Origin of the sequence: Nonomuraea sp. NPDC049684 (genome assembly GCF_044465345.1) — a bacterium.
GTDB lineage: Bacteria > Actinomycetota > Actinomycetes > Streptosporangiales > Streptosporangiaceae > Nonomuraea.
Map to the genome: position 1 here is coordinate 23,537 of NZ_JBITLO010000019.1, position 23,335 is coordinate 46,871.

Consider the following 23,335-nt stretch of genomic DNA (forward strand, 5'->3'; position numbering starts at 1 on the left):
GCACAAGCACTTCCCTAAGGAGCGACAATGAGCACCACCCCGAAGGTCGCCCTGGTGACCGGCGCGACGCAGGGGCTCGGGCTGGCCCTCGTCGAAGGGCTGGCCCGCCGGATGACGCCGGAGGACACCGTCTACCTCACCGGGCGCGACGCCGCCCGCGTGGCCGCGGCCGCGGCGGCGATGCCGGCGACCGGCGCCCGCGTCCGCGGCGAGCTGCTCGACGTGGCCGACCCGCGGGCCGCCGCCGAGCTCGCCGCCCTGCTGCGCGAGCGGCACGGCGGCGTGGACGTCGTCGCCGGCAACGCCGTCATGCGCGTCGGCCCGGACGACGACATGCGCGCCCTCATCGACGCCTACACCGAGGTCAACAACTTCGGCACCACCCGGCTCCTGCGCGCCTTCGCCCCGCTGCTCCGGGACGGCGGCCGGTTCCTGGTGGTCGGCAGCTCGCTGGGCACGCTGCACCACCTGGCCCCCGTCCTGCACGACCGGTTCGACGGGCTGACCAGCCTGGAGGAGGTGGACGCTCAGGTGGCGGCCTGGCGCGACGCGGTCAAGGACGGCAGCGCCCGCGCCCAGTCCTGGCCGGGGTTCATCAACATCCCGTCCAAGGTCTGGCAGGTCGCCGCGGTGCGGGCGCTGGCCGGACGGCGGCGGGATGAGGACGCCCGCCGCGGCATCCTGCTGGCCGCCGTCTGCCCAGGGATGATCAACACGCCGACGTCGGGCCTGTGGTGGGACGTCAGCGGCGCGCCCTCGCCGGAGCAGGCCGCCGTCCCCCTGCTCGACCTGGCGCTCGGCCCGGTGGACCCCGGCCACTACGGGCAACTCGTCCGGTTCGGACGGGTCCTCCCATGGCGGCCGGAGCAGCGGGCGGAGCAGCGGGCGGCTAGTTGATCGTGACGATCGTCCCGGCGCCGTTGGGGTACTCGACGTAGCCCGTGTTGACCCGCTGCGTCGCGCCCGTCCAGGACACGGTCAGCGGGAACGGCGTGCCGGCGGTCACCTTCGGCCGGGCCGGCGTCACGGTGAGCGCGCCACGCGCGTGGCCCGCCTCGACGATGTCGGTCTGGGTGGTGAACGCCGTGGACGTCGTCCCCGGCAGGTCACCCAGGCTCAGCACGATCAGGGTGTACCTGCCGGGCCGCGGGCGGGACAGCACGGCGCGGTGGTCGCCGTCCGGGCTGGACAGCCACGCCTCGAACTCGCGCCCGCCGGCGTCCTCGCGGACGAGCAGGCCGCCCACCTGGGCCTGCGGGTTCACCGCCTTGATGCGGAACGCGGCGACCCTGGCGCCCTCGGGCACCGTGACCGGGATCTCACGGCCCCACACCTCGTCCTGGCCGACCGTGCCGGGCGTCTCGGCCCCCGAGACCGGCCCGTACGGGGTGACCTGGAACTTCTTCAGCGCCGGCGTCACCTCGAAGGAGAGCGACCCTGTCGCGCCCGCGCCGCGCACCTCGGCGGGCGCCCTGGCGCTCAGCGGCGTGACCACGATCGCGCTGCGCACGCCGATGCCCGCCCCGGTCCAGGTGAGCCGGCCGGTGGCGGTCTCGCCGGTGGCCTCGGGCAGCGTCTCCAGCGTGACGGTGAACTCCTTGGCCTGACCGGCCTCCTTGAACACCAGCGTGGACGGCTTGACCTTCGCCCTGAACCCGGGCACCTCGATCGCGGCGTGGTAGACGCCCGGCGTGAGCGCCGTCACCCGGCGGGTGATCGAGCGCGAGCCGAACAGCTCGCTCACCGCGATCGTCGGGTAGTTCAGGTCGGAGGCGGCCAGCGGCGCGACGCCGGTGCCGGTGGCCACGCCGAGACCCTCCAGGAACCCGTACCAGTCCTCGGGCCCGGCGTCGTAGACCAGGCCGGGGGTGAACATGCGGGACGGGTCCACGTGCCCGGCGCCCTGCGCGAAGACGTCCGGGGTCCTGGTGTCGTAGGCGGTGGTCATCATGGCCGACTTGATCGCCATCGGCGACATCTGGGGGTGGCGGCCGAGGTAGAGGGCGGCCAGGCCGGCGATGTGCGGGGTGGCCATCGAGGTGCCGGAGTAGAAGTCGAAGTCCTTGCCGTCGTTGCCGGGCGGCGCCACGGCGGCCAGGATCGCCGCGCCGGGGGCGGTGATGTCCGGCTTGAGCAGGTCGCCCTTGGCGGACAGGGCGGGGCCGCGCGAGGAGAAGCTGGTCACCTCAGGGTAGGCCACGCCGTCTGCGGGGGCCGGGAGCAGGGTGGCCGTCGCGCCCGGCGTGGCCGCGTACGCCGCGATCCGCCCGGCGTCGGGCGCGTCCACGTGCACGGTCGGCACGGCGTGCAGGTCGGCGTCGGTGGACTGCGGGGTCGGGTTGCCCAGCACCATGCCCACGCCGCCGGCCCGCCGGACCTCGGCCGACTTCTCCACGCGGGGTGTCGTCCCGCGCGCGCAGTAGACGATCTTCCCGGCCGCCTTGGCCGGGTCGAGCGAGCCGGCCGCGCACACCTCGGCGTCGGCGTCGGCCGCCTGGCCGGCCTTCACCGACACGGCGGTGACCAGCGGCCGGGGGCCGAGCGGCGCGACGACCGAGGTGCTGATGCCCCGGTAGGCGGCGCCGTCGCCGAGCCGGACCTCGCCCCGGCGGGGCGCGATCGTGCCGGCGGCGACGGTCGTCGTCCAGGGCGCGGTGTTGTCCAGCGTGGAGGCGCCGGGACCGGAGTTGCCGCCGGCGGTCGCGACGAAGACGCCGGCCTGGGCGGCGGCCAGGAACGCGAGCTGGATCGGGTCGTCGGCGGACGACTCCGACATCGTGCTGCCGATCGAGTAGTTGATCACGTCCACGCCGTCGGCCACCGCCTGGTCGATGGCCGCGATGAGGTCGGAGCTGAAGCCGCCCGTCGTGCCGCCGTCCTTGCCCTGCCACAGCGCCTTGTAGACGGCGATCGCCGCGCCCGGCGCGACCCCGGAGATCGCGCCGAAGTCGATGCCGTTCGCGGCGGCCGGGACGCCGTGGTTGCCCGCCGCGGTCCCGGCGGTGTGCGAGCCGTGGCCCTGGGCGTCGCGCGGCGAGACGAAGTCGCCGCGCTGCTCCGGCGGGGTCTGCCGCAGCCACTGCTCGCCGAAGTAGCGGGCGCTGATCAGCTTGCCGTTGCACAGGTCGGCGGTGTAGCGCTCGCCGGTCTGGCAGAGGCCGGTGAACGTGGAGCCGTCGGCCTTCCGCATGACGGTGGCCCCGTCCTTGAGGTAGGGGCGGTACGGGTCGGCGCCGGCGGGCGGCTCCGTGCCGAGGGCGGGGCCGGCGAAGGACGGGTTCTCCGGCCAGATGCCGGTGTCGACGACGCCGACGACGACGCCCTTGCCCGCCTTGCCCGTGCCGCCGAGGGCGGCCCACAGGCCGCGGTCGCCGGACAGGCGCAGGAAGTCGGCGGAGTTCCGATCGTCCAGGGCCTTGTGCACGACGTCCGGGGTGACCGAGAGCACGCCGCGGGTGGCGTGCAGCCGCAGGGCCTGGGCGGGGGTGAGGTCGGCGGTGAAGCTGTTGGAGGCCACCACGTGGTGGCCGGTGGCCGACGCGCCGACGCTGCGGGCCACCTCGTCCTGCCGGGTGGTCAGGCGGTCGCGGTAGCGCCTGGCGTGGGGGCTGGTGGTGTCCACCTTCCTGCCCTTGCCGCCCTTGGTGGGCGCGATGCCGGTGACGCCGCCGTCGTAGGTGGCCAGGGGCGACTCGGCCAGCGTGACGATGTAGGGGGAGGGGGCGGCGGCTGCTGTGGAGGCCACTGTGGAAGCCGCTGTGGAGGCCGCTGCGGGCCCGGCCACGGCCGGGACGGCGGCGGTGACCGCCAGCGCGGCGGCCGATGCCAGTACGCGATGAACGCGGGTGTTGCGGGACATTGCTCCTCAAGGGGGGACGAGCCTGGTCACCCGTCCGGGGAGGATCACCGGAGGGCCGTCCTGGAGTCAAGCGTCCAGTGGAGATCGGTGTCGAGATATAGTGCTGACATTTTCGGCCATGTGACCAAAAACGACATTTTCGGAAGGTGCTTTGTGGCGGACGGCTCTGTGCTCGCCGCGGTGGGCCTGTCGGACTTCGACGAGCGGCTCTACCGGCTGCTGCTGCGCGGGCCCGGCCTGCGCACGGCCCAGGCCGCGGCCGCGCTGGAGACCGGCCCCGCCCGCGTGCGCGCCGGGCTGGCCCGCCTGGCCGACGCCGGGCTGCTGCGCCGCACCGGCCCCGGCCGCTACGAGGCCGTGCCGCCGGAGGCGGCGATCGAGTGGCTGGTGGACCGCCGGCGCCTGGAGACCGAGGCGCGGCTCGCGGCGGTCCGGACGGTCGTGTCGGACTTCGCCCAGCTCTACCACTCCGGCCGGATGGGCTCCGGGCCCGCCGGGGTGGTGGAGGTGCTGGCCGGCGAGGAGGCCGTCAAGCGGGTGATCACCGAGTTGCAGCGGACGGTCGGCGTGGAACTGCTCGGCTTCGACCGCCCCCCGTACGTGGGCCGCCCCGACGACTCGCACGACACCAACGAGTCGGAGCTGGAGGGCACCCGGCAACTGCTGGCGCGCGGCGTGGACATCCGGGTGGTCTACTGCGCCGAGTCCCTGGACCGGCCCGGCCGCCTGGAGACGCTGATCCGGCTGGCCGAGGAGGGCGAGCGGTCCAGGTTCGTCGCGCACCTGCCGTTCAAGCTGCGCATCGCCGACCGCAGGATCGGCCTGTTCCCCCTGGTGGACGGCGTCTACGACAACATCGCCCTGCTGCACCCGTCGCGGCTGCTGGACGCCCTGGTCGAGCTGTTCGACGTCTACTGGGAGCGCGGCCGGCCGCTGACCGGGCTGCCGCAGGCGGCGCAGGAACGCCCGGCGGAGGCGGACCTGCTCGTGCTGCGCCTGCTCAATGCCGGGCTCAAGGACGAGGCCATCGGCCGCCACCTCGGCGTCAGCCCCAGGACGGCCACCCGCAAGATCGCCGCCGTGGTGGAGAGCCTCGGCGTGACCAGCCGCTTCCAGGCGGGCGCGGAGGCGGCCGCCCGCGGCTGGCTCTGATTCCATACCGCCGTCCATATCGCCGCACTTCGGTCGATCTTCGCTTACTGTGCATCTCGGGGGGTGCGCTGCGGGAGAATGTTCCTCGCCGCGCGCCGGTGTTTGGCCAGCGGGGGAACAACGGGGGAACACGGAGGATGACGTCGAGGATGAGTGCTCAGACGCAGGAGCATCTCGGCCCTTACCGGGTGATCAGGAAGATCGGCGAGGGCGGCATGGGGGTCGCCCACCTCGGTCTCGACGGCGCGGGCCGCCAGGTCGCGATCAAGGTGCTGCATCCGCACGTCGCCGCCGACCTCAAGGCGCGCGACCGCCTGGTGCGCGAGGTGGAGACCATGCGCCGGGTGCGCAGCCGCCACGTCGCCGAGGTCGTCGACGCCGAGTTCGACGCCCACCGGCCCTACGTCGTGACGCGCTTCGCCGACGGGCGCACGCTGGAGCAGGCCGTCCTGACCGACGGCCCGCTGGAGCCCCACGCGGTCGTCAGGCTCGCGCGGGGACTGTGCCAGGCGCTGGTCGACATCCACGCGGCCGGCGTGATCCACCGCGACCTCAAACCGGCCAACGTCATGCTGGTCGGCGGCGAGCCGCTGGTCATCGACTTCGGCATCGCCCACCTGGTCGACGCGGCCCGGCTGACGCAGTCGGGCATGTTCGTCGGCACGCCCGGCTACCTCGCGCCGGAGATCATCCGGGCCTCGCAGGTCACCCCGGCGGCCGACGTGCACGCGCTGGCCTCGACGGTGTTCTTCGCCGCCACGGGGCTGCCGCCGTTCGGCACCGGGTCGTTCGAGGCCGTCTGCTTCAACACCATGGAGGGACGGGCGCGGCTCGACGAGGCGCCCGCGTGGCTGCGCGGCTGGCTGGCCGGCGCGCTGCGCGTCGACCCGGCGGCCCGGCCCGTCGCCCGGGAGCTGCTGCGGCAGGCCGGGGCGCTCGACCCCGGCGGCCGCCCGCTCGCGCCCGAACCGCCCGGCGCCAGCACGCTCACCATGGACGCCGTCTCCGCCCTGCTGCCGCCGGTCGAGTACGCGCCGCGCGGCCACCACGAGCAGCCGGCGCCGCCCGCGCCGACCGTCCACGCGGACCGGCAGTGGGAGCGCCCGCGGCCCGCCCCGGCGCCCGCTGCCCCCGCCGAGCCGTTCGACCTGCGGCGGTTCGTGACCAGCAGCGCGTTCGTCGGCGTGCTGGCGCTGGTGACGCTGTCGGCCACGACCGTCGTCACGCCGGTCGTCGGCGGCCTGCTGGCGGTGGCGCTCTCGCTGGCGCTGCGCGCCGCCGACCACTTCCTGTCCGAGGAACGGCCGACGCCGACCCGCGCCGCGCTGGTGGCCATGGGCAACCTGCTGCTGTCGCTGGCCTGCGGCCTGGGCGTGGCCGGGCTGCTGGAGGCGGCCGGATCGAGCACCAGTCACGCCGAGGCGCTGGCCGCCGGCGCGTTCACGCTGGGGCTGTTCGTGCTGCCCGGCGCGGGGCCCGCGCGGCGCAGGGCCGCGCGCGTGCTGGCCCGCCTCCTGCCCGGCCGCAGCGCGACCGTGGTGACGGTGGCCGTCATGGGGCCGATCGCGCTGCTGGCCACGATCGCGGCACTCCTCCAGGGCTGACCGGCCCGGCTGACCGGCCCGGCTGACGACCCGGTTGGTCGGTTCAGCCGCCGGTGGCCCCGGGCAGGTCCCGCAGGAGGGCCAGGTCGTGCAGATCGCGCTCCCTCGGCTCGTAGCCCTGGTGGAAGGCGAGCTGCTGGGCCGCCGACAGGCACGGCACGCGCCGCCCGGCGACCGTGCCCGAGGTGAAGGCGGCCGCCGGGTAGCGAAGCGCGCCGCCCCGGTCGTCGAGGTCCTGCACGGCCGAGCCGTCCGCGGCGAAGCGGAGCGGATGCAGGTCGAGCTCGCGGCCGAGGTCGTCGGCCATGACGAAACGGGCCGGACGGCCGGGCGCCGCGCCGTCCCGCTCGGTGTAGCCGAGCGCCTCCAGCGCCCCGATCACCCGCGGCTCCTGTTCGGCCCGGTGCAGCAGATCGAGGTCGTGGTGGTCGCGGGTGACCCGGCCGACGAGGGCGTCGACGCCCCAGCCGCCGGCGATCCACATCTGGCAGCCGGCCGCGCGCAGCGCCGCGCGCACCCGCAGCAGCTCCCCGGCATCGAAGATCATTCGGGGTAGCGTACGGCTGGACACCACGATGGTCAACGTGTTCAGAATGGGCGTCGTGACGCCTTCGACCGCGCACGTCGTCAGGGACCCGCTCACCGGGCGGGCCGAGCGGCCGCTCGCGCCCGTCGGCCCCGGCCGGCTGGCGGAGATCGCGGCCGGGCTGCGCGCGATGGCCCCCGCCTGGCGGCCCGCCGACCGGGCCGCCGACCGCGGCGAGGTGCTGGCCGCGTTCGGCCGGGCGGTGGCGGCCGGCGACGAGCTGCTGGCCGCGCTGGTGGCCGACACGGGCCGGGAGGCCGAGTCCAGGCTGGAACGGCAGCTCACGGCCGGGCTCGCCGAACGCTGGGCGCGCCAGGCCCCCGCCCTGCTCGCGCCCCCGCCCGAACGGCCGGCCGCGCTGCCGGGGATCGCGGTGGGCGGCGACGCGGTGCCGTACGAGCTGGCCGGGGTGATCAGCCCCTGGAACTTCCCGCTGCTGCTCGCCCTGATCGACGCGGTGCCCGCGCTGGCGGCCGGCTGCGCGGTGCTGGTCAAGCCGAGCGAGGTGACGCCGCGCTTCATCGAGCCGCTGATGCGGCTGGTGCCCGCCGAGCTGCCGCTGCGGCTGGTCGAGGGGGCCGCCGAGACCGGCGAACAGCTCGTCGGCCTGGTGGACACCGTCGTGTTCACCGGCAGCGTGCCGACCGGCCGCCGGGTGGCCGAGGCCGCGGCGCGCGCGTTCGTCCCCGCCCACCTGGAGCTGGGCGGCAAGGATCCGGCGATCGTGCTGGCGGGCGCCGACCTGGAACGGGCGGCCGAGGCCGTCCTGTGGGGCGGCACGGCCAACGCCGGGCAGTCCTGCCAGTCCGTCGAACGCGTCTACGTCGAGCGCGGCGCGTACGACGCCTTCCTCGGCCTGCTCGCCGGCCGGGCCGCGCGGACCCGGCTGACCTGCGAGGGCGGCCCCATCGGGCCGATCATCGACCCCGCGCAGGCCGGCGTGATCGCGGCCCACCTGGCCGACGCCGCCGCCAAGGGCGCGCTGACCCACACGGGCGGCGCGATCGAGCGGCACGGCGGCGGGCTGTGGTGCCGTCCCACCGTGCTGTCGCGGGTGCGGCACGACATGCTGGTCATGACGGAGGAGACGTTCGGGCCGGTGCTGCCGGTCATGGCGGTGTCCGGGGCGGAGGAGGCGGTGGAGCTGGCCAACGACAGCGCGTACGGGCTGTCGGCCGCCGTGTTCGCCGCCACCGAGAAGGAGGCGCTGGCCGTCGCGGCCCGGCTGAACGCCGGCGCGGTCAGCGTCAACGACGCCGCGCTGACGGCGCTCGTCCACGAGGGCGAGAAGAACTCCTTCGGCCTGTCGGGGCTCGGCGGCTCGCGCATGGGCGCCGCCTCGATCGCCCGGTTCCTGCGCCGCAGGGCGTACCTGATCAACCGGTCCGGGGCCGCCGACCCGTGGTGGCACCCCAGGGAGGGATAGAGCATGGGACTGCGTGCCGAGATGCCGCTGCTGGCCCGCCACGAGGGCGAGTGGGCCGGCCAGTACGTGCACGTCGACAAGGACGGCGCCGTGATCGACCGCCACCACGTCGAGATGACCTGCGCGATCGTCGACGACACGGCCTACCACCAGACCAACCGCTACCGCTGGGACGACGGCCGCACCGAGGTGCACGAGTTCCCCGGCACGTACCTGGGCGGCGGCCGGTGCGCGTTCGACACCGACCGGCTGACCGGCCGGTTCTGGGAGCTCGACGACAGCACCATCTACCTGACCTGGCGCTTCAAGGCCGAGGGCGACGACCTGCGGCTGTTCGAGCTGATCGTGCTGAGCCCGGACGGCGACTCCCGCAGCCGCACCTGGCAGTGGATCAGGAACGGCGAGTGCGTCCGGCGCACGCTGATCGACGAGCGCAGGACCGCCTGACATGACCGCCTGCACCGCCCTGGCGCTCCAGATCGCGGCCAGGGCCGTCACCGACCGCGCCGACCTGGCCGCCGCCGTCGGGCGCGTGGCCGAGCGCGTCGGCGGCAGCAAGGCGTGGCTCGGCCCCGCCCTGCGGCTGGTGGTGCTGCCGGAGTACGTCCTGACCGGCTTCCCCGCCGGGCAGGGCCCGGCCGAGTGGCGCGAGAAGGCCGCCCTCGACGTGGACGGGCCCGAGTACCGGGCGCTGGCCGCGATCGCCGCCGACAACGACGTGTTCCTGTGCGTCAACGCCTACGAGCGCGACGAGCACTTCCCCGGCCTGTACTTCCAGGCGTGCGTGATCCTCTCCCCGGTGGGGGAGGCGGTGCTGCGCTACCGGCGGCTGCACTCGCTGTTCACGCCCACGCCGTACGACGTGTGGGAGCGTTACCTCGACCGGTACGGCCTCGACGGCGTGCTGCCGGTCGCGCGCACCGAGATCGGCAACCTGGCCGCGCTCGCCTCCGAGGAGATCCTGGTGCCCGAGCTGGCCAGGGCGCTGGCGCTGCGCGGCGCGGAGGTGTTCTGCAACCCGACCTCCGAGGCGTACTCGCCCGCCCTGACCCCCAAGGCCGTCGCCCGCCGCGCCCGCGCGGTGGAGAACCTGGCCTTCGTCGTCTCGGCCAACACCGCCGGGCTGTCCGGCATCGCGATCCCGGGCGACTCGGTCAACGGCGGCTCGGAGGTGATCGATTTCGAGGGCCGCGCGCTGGCCCAGGCCGGGCCGGGGGAGACGCTGGTCGCCGCCGCCGAGCTGGACCTGGCCGCGCTGCGCCGCGCCCGCCGCAGGCCCGGCATGGCGAACCTGCCCAGCCGGGTCAAGACCGGGCTGTGGGCCCTGGAGTACGCCGCCCACGACGTCGAACGGCCCGCCGACCTGGACGCCGCCCCGGACCGCGGCTTCCACGTCGCCCGGCAGCGCGAGGTCATCGACCGCCTGCACGGCCGGGGCTGAGCGTCAGGCGCGGGCGTAGCGGCGCAGCAGCCCCCGCTCGGCCGCCAGGAAGATCGAGTTGAGTGCCACGCCGAGCACGCCGAGCAGCACGATGCCGGCCCACATGGCCGGGATGTCGAACTGGCTCTGCGCCTCCAGCAGCCGGTGGCCGATGCCCTCGCTGCTGCCGTACAGCTCGGAGATCACCATCATGATCAGCGCCAGCGACACGCTGAGCCGCAGCCCGGCCAGGATCTTCGGCGCGGCCGCGGGCAGGACGACGTGGAACAGGCGGGTGGCCGCCGACAGGCGGAAGACCTGGCCGGTGTCGAGGTAGCCGCGGTCGACGTGGCGGCCGCCGTCCATCGAGTTGATCAGTACGGGCCACACGACCCCGTACACGATCGAGGCGAGCTGCATCGGGGTGCCGATCTTGAACAGCAGCAGGAACACCGGCAGCAGCGCCGCGGGCGGCACCGAGCGGCCGAGGTGCAGCAGCGGCTCGGCCAGCGCCGCCAGCCACTCCAGGCGGCCCAGGGCCAGGCCCAGCGCCACCCCCGCCAGCGCGGCCAGCGCCCACCCCGCCACCAGCCGCCCGAGGCTGGGCAGCAGGTCGGCGACCGCCTCGTCGGTGAGGAACAGCTGGCCAGGCGAGCCGGAGAACCACATCTCGCGCAGCCGCGCCAGGATCGTGCTGGGCGGCGGGAAGTAGACGGCCGCCGCCTGCCGGGCGGCCAGCTCCCACGACACCGCCACCACGGGCAGCAGCCAGTGGCGGCGCGCCCACCGCCGGACGGCCGCCACGGCCCCGCCCGGCCCCGGCCGGGTCACGCCGCGACCTGCGCGCGGGCGTGGTGCCAGCGGAACAGCCGCCGCTCGGCCGTGGTGACCAGCAGGTTGGCCGCCAGCCCGAGCAGGCCCGCCCACAGCGTGCCGGCCAGCACCCGGTCGACGTGGTTGGCGCTGCCGGCCTGGAGCAGGAACGTGCCGATGCCGTCGCCGCCCGCGATGAGCTCCACGCTCACGGCGACGATGAGGGTGACCCCGACGGAGATGCGCACGCCGGTGGCGACGAACGGCGCGGCGCTGGGCAGCGAGACCCGCAGCACGACCGCCAACGGGCCGAAGCCGAAGCTGCGCAGCGTCTCCTTGGCCTGCGGGTCGACGTCGGACAGGCCGTACATGGTGTTGACGAGCAGCGGCCAGCAGCAGGTGTAGACGATCAGCGAGGTCTTGGCGTCGGCGCTGTCGGGGAACAGGAACATGGCCAGCGGGATCAGCGACACCGACGGGATCGGCCGCAGGAACTCCACCAGCGGCCGCGCCGAGCGCTCCACCACCGGCACCGTGCCGAGCAGCAGCCCGGCCGGCACCGCCACCGCGATGGCGATCAGCAGGCCCGCCGCGCACGCGCCGAGCGTGGCCAGCACCTGCGCGTGGAAGGCGCCGTCGGCGGCCAGCCCGGCCGCGGCGGCCAGGACGTCGGAGGCGTACGGCAGCACCCCGGGGTCGATGAGCCCCGCCCGGCCCGCGGCCTCGGTCAGGACCAGCGCCCCGGCGACCCCCGCCGTCCCGAGGACCAGCCGCCCGCCGCGCGTGATCATTCCAGGCCGGTCGCGATCTGCGTGCCGACGTCGGGCCTGCTCTTCAGGTAGCCGTAGCCGACGAGCAGGTCGGCCAGCTTCTGGAAGCCCTCCCGGGGCGGCTCCATCGAGAAGACGCCGAGCTTCATGGCCGCCGCGCTCGCCGCGTCGATCTGCGTGTACGTCGGGATGACCTCGTCGATCGCCCTGCGGTCGGCGGCGGCGACGCCCTGGGCCTTGGCCAGGGCGCGGTGGAAGGCGGCGGCGGTGCGGGGGTTGGCGGCCAGCCAGGACTCCGACACGCCCCAGCCGTCGATCGGGATGCCCGCGGTCGGGCCCGACATGGTGTCGATCACCTCGGTGCCGCCCGCCTTCTTGGCGGCGGTCAGGAACGGCTCGACCAGCCAGGCGGCGTCGACCTTGCCCGAGGCCAGCGCGCCGAGCTGCTCGTTGAACGGCATCGCCACGTACTTGACGGCGTCGGGGGCGAGCCCGGCCTGCTGGAGGTGGGCGTTGGTGACCGTCTGGCCCAGCGCCTTGAGCACGTTGACCGCGACCGTCCTGCCCTTGAGGTCGGCGGCGGATCTGACCGGCGACCCCTTGGGCACGACGACGCCCGCGGTTCCGGGGGCCGAATCCTGGCTGTGCTGGAACAGTTTGAGCCTGGCCGCGCCGGAATCGTTGATGGACAGCAGCGAGACGTAGGAGGTCAGGAACGCGTCCATGCTGCCGTTGAGTATTTTCGGCATGACCGCCTGAGGGGCCTGGATGATCTCGGTCTTGACCGTCAGGCCCTCGGCCTTGAAGAAACCGCGTCTCTCGGCGATGAACAGCGGCGCCGCCGACGGCACCGGCACCACGCCGACGAGGAGCTGTGTCTTCTCCAGCCCGCCGGAACTCGCCGAGCCGCTGGTGGGGGTGGGTGCCGTGCCGCCGCCGCAGGCCGCCAGGCCCGCGACGAGAGCCAGCGCGGCGGCGGCGTGTGCGATCTTCACGATGCTCTCCTGACTGCCCGCGCGAGAACCCCCGACCCGTTCGACGCCACCGGAAAGCCCCGCTGCCACGAATGGCGATCGTACAGCAGGAGTCGGGCCGTCGCCATGAAACAAACCCGGCATTTGTATTGGCAGCCCTGACGGTCGGTATATGTCGCGGTAAATCAGCTCATCGTGTATATGCGTGGCCATTGTGGGATCAATTGCTGAACCGCGTATCGCCGCCGACGCGGCCATTGCCGCTCCTTGGGCGTGCCATGAGAGCCGGGTTGAGAGCATGTGGGCGGCAGGAGTCCCGGGCGAGACCGGGGAGGGGGTGGGGGCCCTGCGGCCGCTTCGGCTCTCGGTCCAGGCGCGTCTCATCCTGGCGACCGCCGTGTTGTCGCTCATCGTCTGCGCGGCGATCGGCGTCGCCCTCGACCTGCTGATCCGCGACAGGATGCGGCAGGACGTCTTCGCCGACACCCAGCGGGCCACCACCGAGTGGATCGGCTCGATGGGCACCACCTTCCCGCCCCCGGTCACCACGTCGTACGTCGACCTCCTCCAGCTCGTGGACGCCCGCGGCCAGGTGGTCGCCGCCAACCGCGCCGCACTGGGCAGGCCGCCCGTCAGCACGCTCTGGCCGCCCTCCGACGACCGCATCCGGCACGGCGTGGCCTGCCACGGGGGCGAGTGCCTGATGTTCACCGCCACCCGGCCCTCGCCGCAGGAGGAGCGGCTCCTGTGGCACGGCGCCTCCCACGTCGTCTACGCCGCCCGGGTGGAGCCGCCGCTGCTGTCCACCCACCGCCTGGAGCTGATCATCGTCGCCGGCGGCCTGGCCGTCAGCGCGTCGCTGACCTGGATCGCCGCGTTCCTGATCGGGCGTACGCTGCGGCCGGTCGAGGCGATGCGGGCCAGGATGGCCGAGATCACCGTCACCGACCTGAGCAAGCGGGTGCCCGAGCCGCCCGGCGGCGACGCGGTCGCCGAGCTCGCGCGCACCGCCAACAGGACGCTGGCCCGCCTGGAGGAGGCGGTCGAGCAGCAGCGCAACTTCTCCTCCATGGTCTCCCACGAGCTGCGCACGCCGCTGACCGGCCTGCGCGCCCGGCTGGAGGAGGCCCTGACCTACCCCGACGTGGACGCCCGCGCCGCCCTGCGCGACGCCCTGTCCACCGCCGACCGGTTCCAGGCGATCATCGAGGAGATGTTGCTGCTGGCCCGCGTCCGCACGGCCTCCCCGCACGACCGGGAGCCGGTGCGGCTCGGCGAGCTGGTCCGGGAGGAGGTCGCGAGCCGGCGGGCGGGGCTGCTGATCCGCGTGCACGTCGAGGAGGACCTCCAGGTGCTCGGCAACCGCGTCCAGCTCGGCGAGGTGCTGACGAACCTGCTGGTCAACGCCCAGCGGCACACCCGTACGGTGGTCGAGGTCCGGGTGGAGCGCCGCGACGGCCAGGCGGTGGTCTCGGTCCGCGACGACGGCGCGGGCGTCGCGCCCGACGACCGCGAGCGGGTGTTCGACCCCTTCGTCCGCCTGTCGGAGGGACGCCGTCGCGACCCCCAGGGCAGCGGGCTCGGCCTGGCCATCTCCCGCGCCATCGCCCGCGCCCACCAGGGCGACCTGGAGATCGAGGACACCCCGGACGGCCCCTGCTTCGCCCTGCGCCTCCCGCTGCCCGCCCCCGCCCCGGACGCCCAGCCGCGCTAGCGACGGGCTCCGGCCGCCGGGCGGGCCGGCCCAGGGCGAGGTCGTCACCATCGGCGACGACGCCCGCGTCCTCAGGACGCGGTCACTGGCACCTGCCCTTCAGCCACGCGCTGAACTCCGGCGTGTAGTCGGTGGCCACCCGCTTGGCCCCGCCGGCCAGCGCCGACTTCCAGGCGTTCTCGTTCAGGGTCCAGGAGGGCGGCGGCTCCTCCCACTTGGTCACCTCCGGCCAGATCGGGCCGCCGGTCAGCACCTGGCTCAGGCCCGCGGCGGTCACGCGGCTCCTGAGCTCGGCGGCGATCGCGCTGTCGTGGGAGTACAGGATGATCTCCTGCGACCGGTAGTTCTCCTTGACCGGCCCGAGCACCTCGTTCCACGCCTGCGCCTTGACGGTGGCGTTCGAGCTGAGCAGCGACTGGCGCGCCTCGGGCTTGATCTCGACCAGCCCGATCATGCCGGCCGACCTCATCGCGGCCAGCCACTCGCGGAAGGTGTAGACGGTCTCGCCCTTGAACAGGCCGCGCACGATGGTCCGGCCCTTGAGCGCGGTGTCGCCCGCCGCCCACCAGATCTCGGTGATGTTCTTCTTCGTGCCCGACAGGCCCCAGGTCGAGGTGTTGTGCCACATGACGGCCTTGGTGCCGTCCTTGGTGAGCTGGAGGTCGGCCTCGACGCCGGAGGCGCCCCAGCCCTTGTAGCGCTTCACCGCGGTGGGGTTGTTGGGCTGGCGCACCTGGTCCCGCTCCCAGGCGTTGGCGCCGGTCGGGTAGCCGCCGTGCCCGAAGATCAGGGGGCAGGCGGGCAGCGCTGCGGTCAGGGCTGCGGCGGGCAGGGCTGCGGCGGGTGAGGTGAGCGAGGAGGCCAGCGTCAGGGCGGCGAGGGAGGCGGCGAGGGGGACGGCCAAGGCACGCACCTTTCGATCTTGTAGTTGCCCGCACTCTGCCACATTCACGGACGTTCCGTCCTGGGGGCAGCGGCTCGGCGGGCGAGGGCTGCGCAGGCGCGACCCGGGTCGCCGGTACAGTCGTCGGTACCGTGACGGCTTGTGGCAGGCTGCCACGGGAACCGGCGCTCGAACCCTGTGGCGGGGTCTGTTTTTGTAGGATCCGCACAAAGCAGGAGCCCAGGCGTGCACTATGCGGACATTGGTACACGCGGCGGTGATCGAGCACGGTAGAGACAGTGACAGGCGAGGCTCCGGGACACCCCCCGGACTTCGCCTACTTGTACGGGGTACGTGGGAGGCTCAACCGGTGTTCAATCGTGTCGCCATCGTCAACCGCGGAGAGGCCGCGATGCGGCTCATCCACGCCGTCCGGGATCTTTCGGCGGAGACCGGCAAGCGGATCGAGACGATCGCGCTCTACACCGACGCCGACCGCGACGCGACCTTCGTCCGCGAGGCGGACGTCGCCTACCCGCTGGGGCCCGCCTCGGCGCGCCCGTACCTCGACCACGCCGTGCTGGAGCGGGCGCTGATCGAGACGGGGGCCGACGCCGCGTGGGTCGGCTGGGGGTTCGTCGCCGAAGACCCGGCCTTCGCCGAGCTGTGCGAGAAGATCGGCGTCACCTTCGTCGGGCCGAGCGCGGAGGCGATGCGCCGGCTCGGTGACAAGATCGGCGCCAAGCTCATCGCCGAGGAGGTCGGCGTCCCGGTCGCGCCGTGGAGCCGCGGCGAGGTGGCCACGCTCGCCGACGCCCTGCGCGCCGGCGACGAGATCGGCTACCCGCTGATGCTCAAGGCGACCGCCGGCGGCGGCGGGCGCGGCATCCGCATGGTCGCCTCGGCCGACGAGCTGGCCGACGCCTACGAGCGCACCAGCCAGGAGGCCGAGCGCGCGTTCGGCTCGGGCGTGGTCTTCCTGGAGCGCCTGGTCACCGGTGCCCGCCACGTCGAGGTGCAGGTCATCGCCGACGGCCAGGGCACCGCGTGGGCGCTGGGCGTGCGCGACTGCTCGGTGCAGCGGCGCAACCAGAAGATCATCGAGGAGTCCGCCTCCCCGGTCCTGACCGGCGACCAGGCCGACGAGCTGAAGGCGTCGGCCGCGCGGCTCGCCGTGGCCGTCGGCTACCGCGGCGCCTGCACCGTCGAGTTCCTCTACCACCCGGGCGACAAGATGTTCGCCTTCCTGGAGGTCAACACCCGGCTCCAGGTCGAGCACCCGATCACCGAGCTGACCACCGGCACAGACCTGGTCCGGCTGCAGCTGCACGTCGCCGCCGGCGGCCGCCTCGACGGCCCCCGCCCGGCCGAGAGCGGCCACGCCGTGGAGGCCCGGCTCAACGCCGAGGACCCCGACCGCGACTTCGCCCCCGCGCCGGGCCGCATCGCCCGCCTGGTGCTGCCCGCCGGGCCCGGCATCCGCGTCGACACCGGCGTCAGCGAGGGCGACACCATCCCCGCCGACTTCGACTCGATGATCGCCAAGATCATCGCTTACGGCCGCGACCGCGAGCAGGCCCTGGCCCGCCTGCGCCGCGCGATGGCCGCCACCACCGTGATCATCGAGGGCGGCGCCACCAACAAGAGCTTCGTGCTCGACCTGCTCGACCAGCCCGAGGTCGTCGACGCCGTCGCCGACACCGGCTGGATCGACCGGGTGCGCGCCGAGGGCCGCCTGGTCAGCCACCGCCACTCCGCGGTCGCCCTGGCCGCCGCCGCGATCGAGGCGTACCAGGACGAGGAGGAGGTCAGCCGCAACCGGCTGCTGGCCACGGCCCACGGCGGACGCCCGCAGGTGCAGCACGAGACCGGCCGCCCGCTGACACTCAAGCTCCGCGGCGCCGGCTACCGGCTCACGGTGGCCAGGGCCGGGCAGCGGCGCTTCCGCGTCGGCATCTCCGACGGCGACCTCTCCCACCCGCTCGACGTCGAGATCGACCGCTTCGACGAGCACAGCGGCCGCATCACCGTCAACGGCCGCCGCTTCCGCCTGATGTCGGCCACCCACGGCCCGATCCACCTGGTCGAGGTCGACGGCGTCACCCACCGCATCAGCCGCGACGAGGGCGGCGTCGTCCGCTCGCCCGCGCCCGCGCTGGTGGTGGCGACGCCCCTGTCGGCCGGCGACGAGGTCGAGGCGGGCGCGCCGATCCTGGTGCTGGAGAGCATGAAGATGGAGACGGTGCTGCGCGCGCCGTTCCGCGCCCGCGTCCGCGAGTGCGGCGTCTCGGTCGGCAGCCAGGTCGAGGCCGGCGCGCCGCTGATGCGCCTGGAGCCCCTCGCCGGCGCCGAGGCCGAGCAGGCCGCCGCCGCGACCGGCGCCCCCGCGATCGACCTGCCCGCCGCCCCGCCGCGGGCCTCGGCCGCCGAACGGGCCGAGCGCGGCGTCCAGGACCTGCGCGAGCTGCTGCTCGGCTTCGACGCCGACCGCCACGAGCGCACCCGCATGGTGTCGGGCTACCTGGCCGCGCGGGCCGAGCTCGACGACCGCGTGATCGAGGGCGAGCTCGACCTGCTCACCGTCTTCGCCGACCTGTCCGAGCTGAGCCGCAACAAGCCGGGCGGCGAGCTCGACGTCGAGCCGGGCAGCCCGGTGCACAGCCCGCGCGAGTACTTCCACAGCTACCTGCAGAGCCTCGACGTCGAGCGCGCCGGCCTGCCCGAGGCGTTCCAGGCCAAGCTGCGCCGCATGCTCAGGCACTACGGCGTCGAGGAGCTCGACCGCACCCCCGAGCTGGAGGCCGCGGTCTTCCGGATCTTCCTGGCACAGCAGCGGATGACCGCCGGCGTCGCCGTCGTGTCGGAGCTGCTGCGCACCTGGCTGGCCGGCGCGCCGCCGCGCGAGTCGCTCGGCGAGCGGGCCGGGCTCGCCCTGGAGCACCTGGTCGAGGCCACGCAGGTGCGCTTCCCCGTGGTCGCCGACCTGGCCCGCGGCGTCGTGTTCCGCTGGTTCGCCCAGCCGCTGCTGCGCCGCAACCGCGCCAAGGTCTACGCCGCCGTCCGCGACGAGCTGCGTCACCTCGACCGCGACCCCGACGCGCCCGACCGCGCCGAGCGCATCCAGGCCATGGTGGCCAGCTCCGAGCCGCTCGTCCGGCTGCTCGGCCAGCGCATCGGCCGGCCGGAACGCGACCTCGCGCCGCTGCTGGAGGTCCTGACCCGCCGCTACTACGGCAACCGCGGGCTGTCGCAGGTCGCCACCCGCGACAGCGCCGGCTGCCGGTTCGTCACCGCCGAGCACAGCGGCCCGCGCGGCGTGACCCGCCTGGTCACCACCGCCGTCGACATCGCCGCCCTGCCCGCCGCCGTCGACGCCGTCGGCGCGCTGGCCGAGGGGGTGGGCGGGCGCGGGCTCGTCGCCGACCTCTACCTCACCTGGGACGACCAGCCCGACGCCGAGGAGATGGCCGTACGGCTCGGGCAGGTCCTGGCCGAGCGCCCGCAGATCGCGGGCGTACGGCGGATCACCACCACCGTCTTGGGCACCAGCGGCGCGGTCATGCACCACCACTTCACCTTCCGCCCCGACGGCGCCGGTTTCGCCGAGGACCGCCTGATCCGCGGCCTGCACCCGCAGATCGCCCAGCGCCTGCAACTGCACCGGCTCCAGGAGTTCGACCTCACCCGGCTGCCCTCGGTCGACGAGGAGCTCTACCTGTTCAAGGCCGTCGCCAAGAGCAACCCGGCCGACGAGCGGCTCATCGCCATGGGCCAGGTCCGCGACCTGACGCCGCTGCGCGAGGCCGACGGCCGCCTGGTCGCGCTGCCCGCCGTCGAGGACGCACTCAACGCCGGCCTCGACGCGATCCGCAACATCCAGGCCCAGCGCCCCCAGAACAAGCGCTTCGACACCAACCGCATCATGATGTACGTCTGGCCCTCCACCGAGCTGACCACCGACGAGCTCAACATGCTGGTCCAGCGCATCCTGCCGACCACGGCGGGCGCCGGGCTGGAGGAGGTCCAGTTCGTGGCCCGCCAGCGCACCCCCTCGGGCGAGCTGAGCGAGGTCGCCGTGCGCATCACGCTCGGCCCCGGCCACGGCGCCAGCCTGCACGTCGGCAAGCCGTCCGACGAGCCGGTCCAGCCGCTCGACGACTACCGCCAGAAGGTGCTGCGCGCCGCCCGGCGCGGCAACGCCTACCCCTACGAGCTGACCGGCCTGCTCGCCGGCCCGCAGGGCCGCTTCGTCGAGCACGACCTCGACGCCGACGGCGTGCTCGTCCCGGTCGAGCGGCCCAAGGGCAACAACTCGGCGGCGATCGTGGCCGGCGTGGTCACCACGCCGACCGCCCGCCACCCCGAAGGCGTCACCCGGGTGGTGCTGCTCGGCGACCCGACCAAGGCGCTGGGCGCGCTGTCGGAGCCGGAGTGCTCGCGGGTGATCGCCGCGCTCGACCTGGCCGAGCGCATGCGCGTGCCCCTGGAATGGTTCGCGCTGTCGGCCGGCGCCCGGATCTCGATGACCTCGGGCACCGAGAACATGGACTGGGTGGCGGCGGCGCTCAAGCGCATCGTCACCTTCACCCAGGCCGGCGGCGAGATCAACATCGTGGTCGCGGGGATCACCGTGGGGGCGCAGCCGTACTGGAACGCCGAGGCGACGATGCTCATGCACACCAAGGGCATCCTGGTGATGACCCCCGACTCGGCGATGGTGCTCACCGGCAAGCAGTCCCTCGACTTCTCCGGCGGCGTGTCGGCCGAGGACAACTTCGGCATCGGCGGCTACGACCGCGTCATGGGGCCCAACGGCCAGGCCCAGTACTGGGCGCCCGACCTGCCGGCCGCCCGCGACGTGCTGATGGCCCACTACGACCACACCTACGTCGTGCCCGGCGAGAGCGGCCCCCGGCGGGCGCCCACCGCCGACCCGGCCGACCGGGACGTCCGCGACTACCCGCACGCCGTGGCGGGCAGCGACTTCACCACCGTCGGCCAGATCTTCTCCGCCGAGCACAACCCCGACCGCAAGAAGCCCTTCGACATCCGCACCGTGATGCGCGCCCTGTCCGACCAGGACCACCCGGTGCTGGAACGCTGGGCGGGCATGGCCGACGCCGACACCTCGGCCGTCCAGGACGTGCACATCGGCGGCCGGCCGGTCTGCCTGATCGGCATCGAGTCACGGCCGGTGCCGCGGCGCGGCTTCCCGCCCGCCGACGGGCCCGACTCGTACACGGCCGGCACGCTGTTCCCGCGCTCGTCGAAGAAGACCGCGCGGGCGATCAACGCGGCCTCCGGCAACCGGCCGCTGGTGGTGCTGGCGAACCTGTCCGGCTTCGACGGCTCGCCCGAGTCGATGCGCAAGCTCCAGCTCGAGTACGGCGCGGAGATCGGCCGGGCGATCGTCAACTTCGACGGGCCGATCGTGTTCTGCGTCATCTCCCGCTACCACGGCGGCGCGTTCGTGGTGTTCTCCAAGGCGCTCAACCCGAACATGACGGTGCTGGCGCTGGAGGGCTCGTTCGCCTCGGTGCTCGGCGGCGCCCCGGCCGCGGCGGTGGTGTTCTCCGGCGAGGTGAACAACCGCACCGCGACCGACCCGCGCGTGAGCGAGCTCCAGCGGCAGGTCGCGGCGGCCAGCGGCGCCGAGCGGGCCGCGCTCAACGCCCGCCTGGCCGAGGTCCAGCCGGCCGTACGGGCGGAGAAGCTGGGCGAGGTGGCCGCGGAGTTCGACCGGGTGCACAACATCCAGCGCGCGGTCGAGGTGGGCTCGGTCGACGCGATCATCAGCGCCGCCGAGCTGCGTCCGCGGATCATCGAGGCGATCGAACGCGGCATCGCCCGCCTGCACCAGGGCTGACCCCGCCCGCCCCCCGGACCGCCGGTCCGGGGGGCGGGCGCCTGGGCCTCAGTCGCGCGGCTCGACGAACAGGAACACCGGCATGGTGATCGTGAGCAGCGCGCCGGGGGCCGGCGCCTGGGCGGTCACCACCCATGCGCCCGTCTCCGGGCCGCCGTCGGGGTTGATCCGCCGCACCCGCGCGGTGACCCCCAGCGCGGCGAGCCGCCCGTTCGCCGCGTCCAGCTCCACGCCCGACAGCGCGGGCATGGAGCCGAGGTAGGTGGGGGAGGGGGCGGCCGTCGCCGGGAGCGGCGTGCGAGGGGGCGGTGCGGCGCGGTCGCCGGCGCCCTCCAGCAGCAGCGCGGTGAACGTCCCGCTCAACGCGAGCCCCATCACGACGAACGTGGCGATCAGGCGTGCCTCCGGCCGGTTCACGTCTCCTTTGTACGCCATCGGGATCACGTCGTCGGCCTGCGCGGCGTGGCGTCCTTCGTCGCTGGGGCGAACTGGCCAGAATGGGAAGCATCTGGTCACTCAGCGTGAGGGGAACGATGCGGTCGATCACATGGGCGGCAGCGGTCGCCGTCACGGTCGCGGTCGCGGGACCCGCCGCCCTCGCCGCGGCGGACACCGGGCCGGACGGGGACACGACCTGGCAGAAGCTCACCTCCTTCCGGGTCTCGCCGGCGGCGCCGCACCAGAACGACGCCCTCCGGCTGCTCATCCACTGCCCTTCCCAGGCCAACCACGCCGTCGTCGGGTCCACGGCGTTCCCGATCAAGGGGTCGTGGCGGATCTTCCGCGAGGTGGGGGTCGGGCTGGGCGGGATGGGGTTCGGCAAGAAGGGCGTCGTCATCTCCCGGTACGCGCCCCCGGGGGAGCACGTGGTGCGCCTGAAATGCGTCAAGGTGACGGCCGACTGGCTGACCGGCCTCAGGAAGGTCAAGGTCATCAGCCGGTCCGAGGTCCCGCTCGTGGTACGCCCGTTCCGCCTCGGCCAGTTCTTCTGACGCGCTGCCGCCGCCCGGATCGTTCCTGGTCCGAGCAGAGAGTCGGTGCATACCCGTACCGGGTCCAGGTTGCCCGGGTTGGGCGCCTCCCGTATCCTGCACGTTCGTAAGAGCCGGAGCGACGGGGGAGGGCCGGTGGGGATCCTGCGGCGGGGCGCGCGCGCGTTCCTGCTCGTCGTCCTCGCCCTCGGCGTGTGCGGGATGCACACGCTCGGCCATGTGAACGCCCGGCACGACATGGCGAACGCCCGGCCCGTTCTGGCGGTCGCCCACGAGCTGCCCGCCGCCCCTCTCGCCGCCCTGGCGGGGCTCGCCCCCGGCCACGAGATGCCGGGGCTCGATCCGGCCGGGGTGTGCCTGGCCGTCCTGACCTCGCTGCTCGTCGTGGTGCTGCTGGCCCTGTGGGTCGGGGTGCGGCGGCGGGCCGTCGGCGGCGCCGGTCCCGGCCCGGCCTTCCGGCCCGTCGCCCGGCCGCCGCCGCGACCGACGTCCCTGCGGCTGGCTCGTCTCTCGATCCTGCGCATATAGGCCGGCCATCCGTGCGGACGCCCTCGACGGCGATCCGCGCGCATCGGCCTACCCGCAGTTCCAGCGAACGAGAGAGCACATCAGCATGTCCACCAACCGTAAGATCGGCTTGGCCGCCGCCGCGGGCGCGCTCGTCCTGCTCACCGCGTGCGGCGCGAACGACGCCGCCTCCACGGCGGCGCCCGGGGCCACGACCGCCAGCGCCACCGTCACCGCCAGTGCGCCGCCGTCGCAGCCGTCGTTCAACGACGCGGACGTCATGTTCGCCCAGATGATGATCCCGCACCACCAGCAGGCGGTCGAGATGGCCGGCCTGGCTCCGGAGCGGGCGAAGGACCCCGAGATCAAGAAGCTCGCGGCCGACATCAAGGCCGCCCAGGACCCGGAGATCCAGACCATGAAGGGCTGGCTGGCCGAGTGGGGCAAGCCCGTCCCGGCCGGGGGCATGGGGCATGACATGCCCGGGATCATGTCCGCCGAGGACATGAAGAAGCTCGACGGGGCCAAGGGGGCCGCCTTCGACCGGCTCTTCGCCGAGCAGATGATCGCCCATCACGAGGGTGCGATCGAGATGGCACGTACCGAGCAGGCGAGCGGGGTGAACCCCCAGGCCAAGGAGCTGGCCAAGGCCATCGAGAGCACGCAGCGGGCCGAGGTGGCCCAGCTCCGCAAGCTCCTCGACCGCCTCTGACCCCACCCGCCGCCCGGACGCATCCGCCGTCCGGGCGGCGCCGGGCGCGTCCCGCCC

18 protein-coding genes are annotated in these 23,335 nt (G+C 74.2%); 11 read left to right on the forward strand and 7 right to left on the reverse strand.

The genetic code is table 11. From position 1 onward, the window contains the following. Positions 1 to 27 precede the first annotated feature (27 nt). Complete coding sequence (locus ACIBST_RS41440; protein ID WP_397178993.1) at positions 28 to 897, forward strand: SDR family NAD(P)-dependent oxidoreductase; 870 nt, start codon at positions 28 to 30, stop codon at positions 895 to 897. Here ACIBST_RS41440 and ACIBST_RS41445 read toward each other — a convergent pair. Beyond that, complete coding sequence (locus ACIBST_RS41445; RefSeq protein WP_397178994.1) at positions 890 to 3,859, reverse strand: S8 family serine peptidase; 2,970 nt, start codon at positions 3,857 to 3,859, stop codon at positions 890 to 892. The genes ACIBST_RS41440 and ACIBST_RS41445 overlap by 8 nt on opposite strands. Before the next feature lie 153 nt (positions 3,860 to 4,012). On the opposite strand from ACIBST_RS41445, the gene ACIBST_RS41450 reads away from it, so the two are divergent. Continuing rightward, positions 4,013 to 5,011, forward strand: coding sequence for a hypothetical protein (locus ACIBST_RS41450; RefSeq protein WP_397178995.1), 999 nt, complete (start codon positions 4,013 to 4,015; stop codon positions 5,009 to 5,011). 149 nt (positions 5,012 to 5,160) lie between these two features. Further along, a complete protein-coding gene (locus ACIBST_RS41455) occupies positions 5,161 to 6,615 on the forward strand; it encodes a serine/threonine-protein kinase (protein WP_397178996.1) in 1,455 nt (484 codons plus the stop codon). Positions 6,616 to 6,658: 43 nt separating this feature from the next. Here the strand turns inward: ACIBST_RS41455 and ACIBST_RS41460 are convergent, their stop codons facing one another. Then, positions 6,659 to 7,162 (reverse strand): nucleotidyltransferase domain-containing protein, encoded by a 504-nt coding sequence (locus ACIBST_RS41460; RefSeq protein ID WP_397178997.1) that lies wholly within the window; start codon positions 7,160 to 7,162, stop codon positions 6,659 to 6,661. A gap of 55 nt (positions 7,163 to 7,217) precedes the next feature. On the opposite strand from ACIBST_RS41460, the gene ACIBST_RS41465 reads away from it, so the two are divergent. Genes ACIBST_RS41465 through ACIBST_RS41475 form a run of 3 tightly spaced genes read left to right on the forward strand, consistent with a single transcriptional unit; the run spans position 7,218 to position 10,068 of the window. Further along, positions 7,218 to 8,627, forward strand: a complete 1,410-nt coding sequence (locus ACIBST_RS41465) for an aldehyde dehydrogenase family protein (RefSeq protein ID WP_397178998.1) — start codon at positions 7,218 to 7,220, stop codon at positions 8,625 to 8,627. A gap of 3 nt (positions 8,628 to 8,630) precedes the next feature. Then, a complete protein-coding gene (locus ACIBST_RS41470) occupies positions 8,631 to 9,074 on the forward strand; it encodes a hypothetical protein (protein ID WP_397178999.1) in 444 nt (147 codons plus the stop codon). Position 9,075: 1 nt separating this feature from the next. Further along, on the forward strand, positions 9,076 to 10,068 hold the full coding sequence (locus ACIBST_RS41475) for a nitrilase-related carbon-nitrogen hydrolase (RefSeq protein ID WP_397179000.1): 993 nt from the start codon (positions 9,076 to 9,078) through the stop codon (positions 10,066 to 10,068). 3 nt (positions 10,069 to 10,071) lie between these two features. On the opposite strand, the gene ACIBST_RS41480 is transcribed toward ACIBST_RS41475, so the two are convergent. Genes ACIBST_RS41480 through ACIBST_RS41490 form a run of 3 tightly spaced genes read right to left on the reverse strand, consistent with a single transcriptional unit; the run spans position 10,072 to position 12,625 of the window. Then, positions 10,072 to 10,878, reverse strand: a complete 807-nt coding sequence (locus tag ACIBST_RS41480) for an ABC transporter permease (protein WP_397179001.1) — start codon at positions 10,876 to 10,878, stop codon at positions 10,072 to 10,074. Further along, positions 10,875 to 11,651 carry an ABC transporter permease gene (locus ACIBST_RS41485; protein WP_358297708.1) on the reverse strand — a complete coding sequence of 259 codons (777 nt, stop codon included), beginning with the start codon at positions 11,649 to 11,651 and terminating at the stop codon, positions 10,875 to 10,877. Before ACIBST_RS41485 ends, ACIBST_RS41480 begins: the two co-directional genes overlap by 4 nt. After that, the gene (locus ACIBST_RS41490) at positions 11,648 to 12,625 is read right to left on the reverse strand and encodes an ABC transporter substrate-binding protein (protein ID WP_397179002.1); all 978 of its coding nucleotides are present in this window, start codon (positions 12,623 to 12,625) and stop codon (positions 11,648 to 11,650) included. Before ACIBST_RS41490 ends, ACIBST_RS41485 begins: the two co-directional genes overlap by 4 nt. 277 nt (positions 12,626 to 12,902) lie before the next feature. Between ACIBST_RS41490 and ACIBST_RS41495 the strand changes: the two genes are divergently transcribed. Beyond that, on the forward strand, positions 12,903 to 14,318 hold the full coding sequence (locus ACIBST_RS41495; protein WP_397179003.1) for a sensor histidine kinase: 1,416 nt from the start codon (positions 12,903 to 12,905) through the stop codon (positions 14,316 to 14,318). An 82-nt stretch (positions 14,319 to 14,400) separates the two neighbouring features. Here the strand turns inward: ACIBST_RS41495 and ACIBST_RS41500 are convergent, their stop codons facing one another. Then, on the reverse strand, positions 14,401 to 15,222 hold the full coding sequence (locus ACIBST_RS41500; RefSeq protein WP_397179004.1) for a glycerophosphodiester phosphodiesterase family protein: 822 nt from the start codon (positions 15,220 to 15,222) through the stop codon (positions 14,401 to 14,403). 349 nt (positions 15,223 to 15,571) lie between these two features. Here ACIBST_RS41500 and ACIBST_RS41505 point away from each other — a divergent pair, with 349 nt between their 5' ends. After that, on the forward strand, positions 15,572 to 21,067 hold the full coding sequence (locus tag ACIBST_RS41505; protein WP_397179005.1) for a carboxyl transferase domain-containing protein: 5,496 nt from the start codon (positions 15,572 to 15,574) through the stop codon (positions 21,065 to 21,067). Between the two features lie 48 nt (positions 21,068 to 21,115). Here the strand turns inward: ACIBST_RS41505 and ACIBST_RS41510 are convergent, their stop codons facing one another. After that, positions 21,116 to 21,502, reverse strand: a complete 387-nt coding sequence (locus ACIBST_RS41510) for a hypothetical protein (protein WP_397179006.1) — start codon at positions 21,500 to 21,502, stop codon at positions 21,116 to 21,118. Between the two features lie 98 nt (positions 21,503 to 21,600). Here ACIBST_RS41510 and ACIBST_RS41515 point away from each other — a divergent pair, with 98 nt between their 5' ends. The 3 genes from ACIBST_RS41515 (at position 21,601) to ACIBST_RS41525 (ending at position 23,278) form a co-directional block, all read left to right on the forward strand. Beyond that, the gene (locus ACIBST_RS41515) at positions 21,601 to 22,059 is read left to right on the forward strand and encodes a hypothetical protein (RefSeq protein ID WP_397179007.1); all 459 of its coding nucleotides are present in this window, start codon (positions 21,601 to 21,603) and stop codon (positions 22,057 to 22,059) included. Between the two features lie 135 nt (positions 22,060 to 22,194). Continuing rightward, complete coding sequence (locus tag ACIBST_RS41520; protein ID WP_397179008.1) at positions 22,195 to 22,587, forward strand: hypothetical protein; 393 nt, start codon at positions 22,195 to 22,197, stop codon at positions 22,585 to 22,587. Positions 22,588 to 22,672: 85 nt separating this feature from the next. Beyond that, positions 22,673 to 23,278 carry a DUF305 domain-containing protein gene (locus ACIBST_RS41525; protein WP_397179009.1) on the forward strand — a complete coding sequence of 202 codons (606 nt, stop codon included), beginning with the start codon at positions 22,673 to 22,675 and terminating at the stop codon, positions 23,276 to 23,278. Positions 23,279 to 23,335 lie beyond the last annotated feature (57 nt).

Coding starts and splice junctions, on each gene's coding strand:
- ACIBST_RS41515 (WP_397179007.1), top strand. CDS start 21,601: ATGCGGTCGATCACATGGGCGGCAGCGGTCGCCGTCACGGTCGCGGTC.
- ACIBST_RS41525 (WP_397179009.1), top strand. CDS start 22,673: ATGTCCACCAACCGTAAGATCGGCTTGGCCGCCGCCGCGGGCGCGCTC.
- ACIBST_RS41510 (WP_397179006.1), bottom strand. CDS start 21,502: ATGGCGTACAAAGGAGACGTGAACCGGCCGGAGGCACGCCTGATCGCC.
- ACIBST_RS41485 (WP_358297708.1), bottom strand. CDS start 11,651: ATGATCACGCGCGGCGGGCGGCTGGTCCTCGGGACGGCGGGGGTCGCC.
- ACIBST_RS41470 (WP_397178999.1), top strand. CDS start 8,631: ATGGGACTGCGTGCCGAGATGCCGCTGCTGGCCCGCCACGAGGGCGAG.
- ACIBST_RS41460 (WP_397178997.1), bottom strand. CDS start 7,162: ATGATCTTCGATGCCGGGGAGCTGCTGCGGGTGCGCGCGGCGCTGCGC.
- ACIBST_RS41475 (WP_397179000.1), top strand. CDS start 9,076: ATGACCGCCTGCACCGCCCTGGCGCTCCAGATCGCGGCCAGGGCCGTC.
- ACIBST_RS41495 (WP_397179003.1), top strand. CDS start 12,903: ATGTGGGCGGCAGGAGTCCCGGGCGAGACCGGGGAGGGGGTGGGGGCC.
- ACIBST_RS41455 (WP_397178996.1), top strand. CDS start 5,161: ATGAGTGCTCAGACGCAGGAGCATCTCGGCCCTTACCGGGTGATCAGG.
- ACIBST_RS41445 (WP_397178994.1), bottom strand. CDS start 3,859: ATGTCCCGCAACACCCGCGTTCATCGCGTACTGGCATCGGCCGCCGCG.
- ACIBST_RS41440 (WP_397178993.1), top strand. CDS start 28: ATGAGCACCACCCCGAAGGTCGCCCTGGTGACCGGCGCGACGCAGGGG.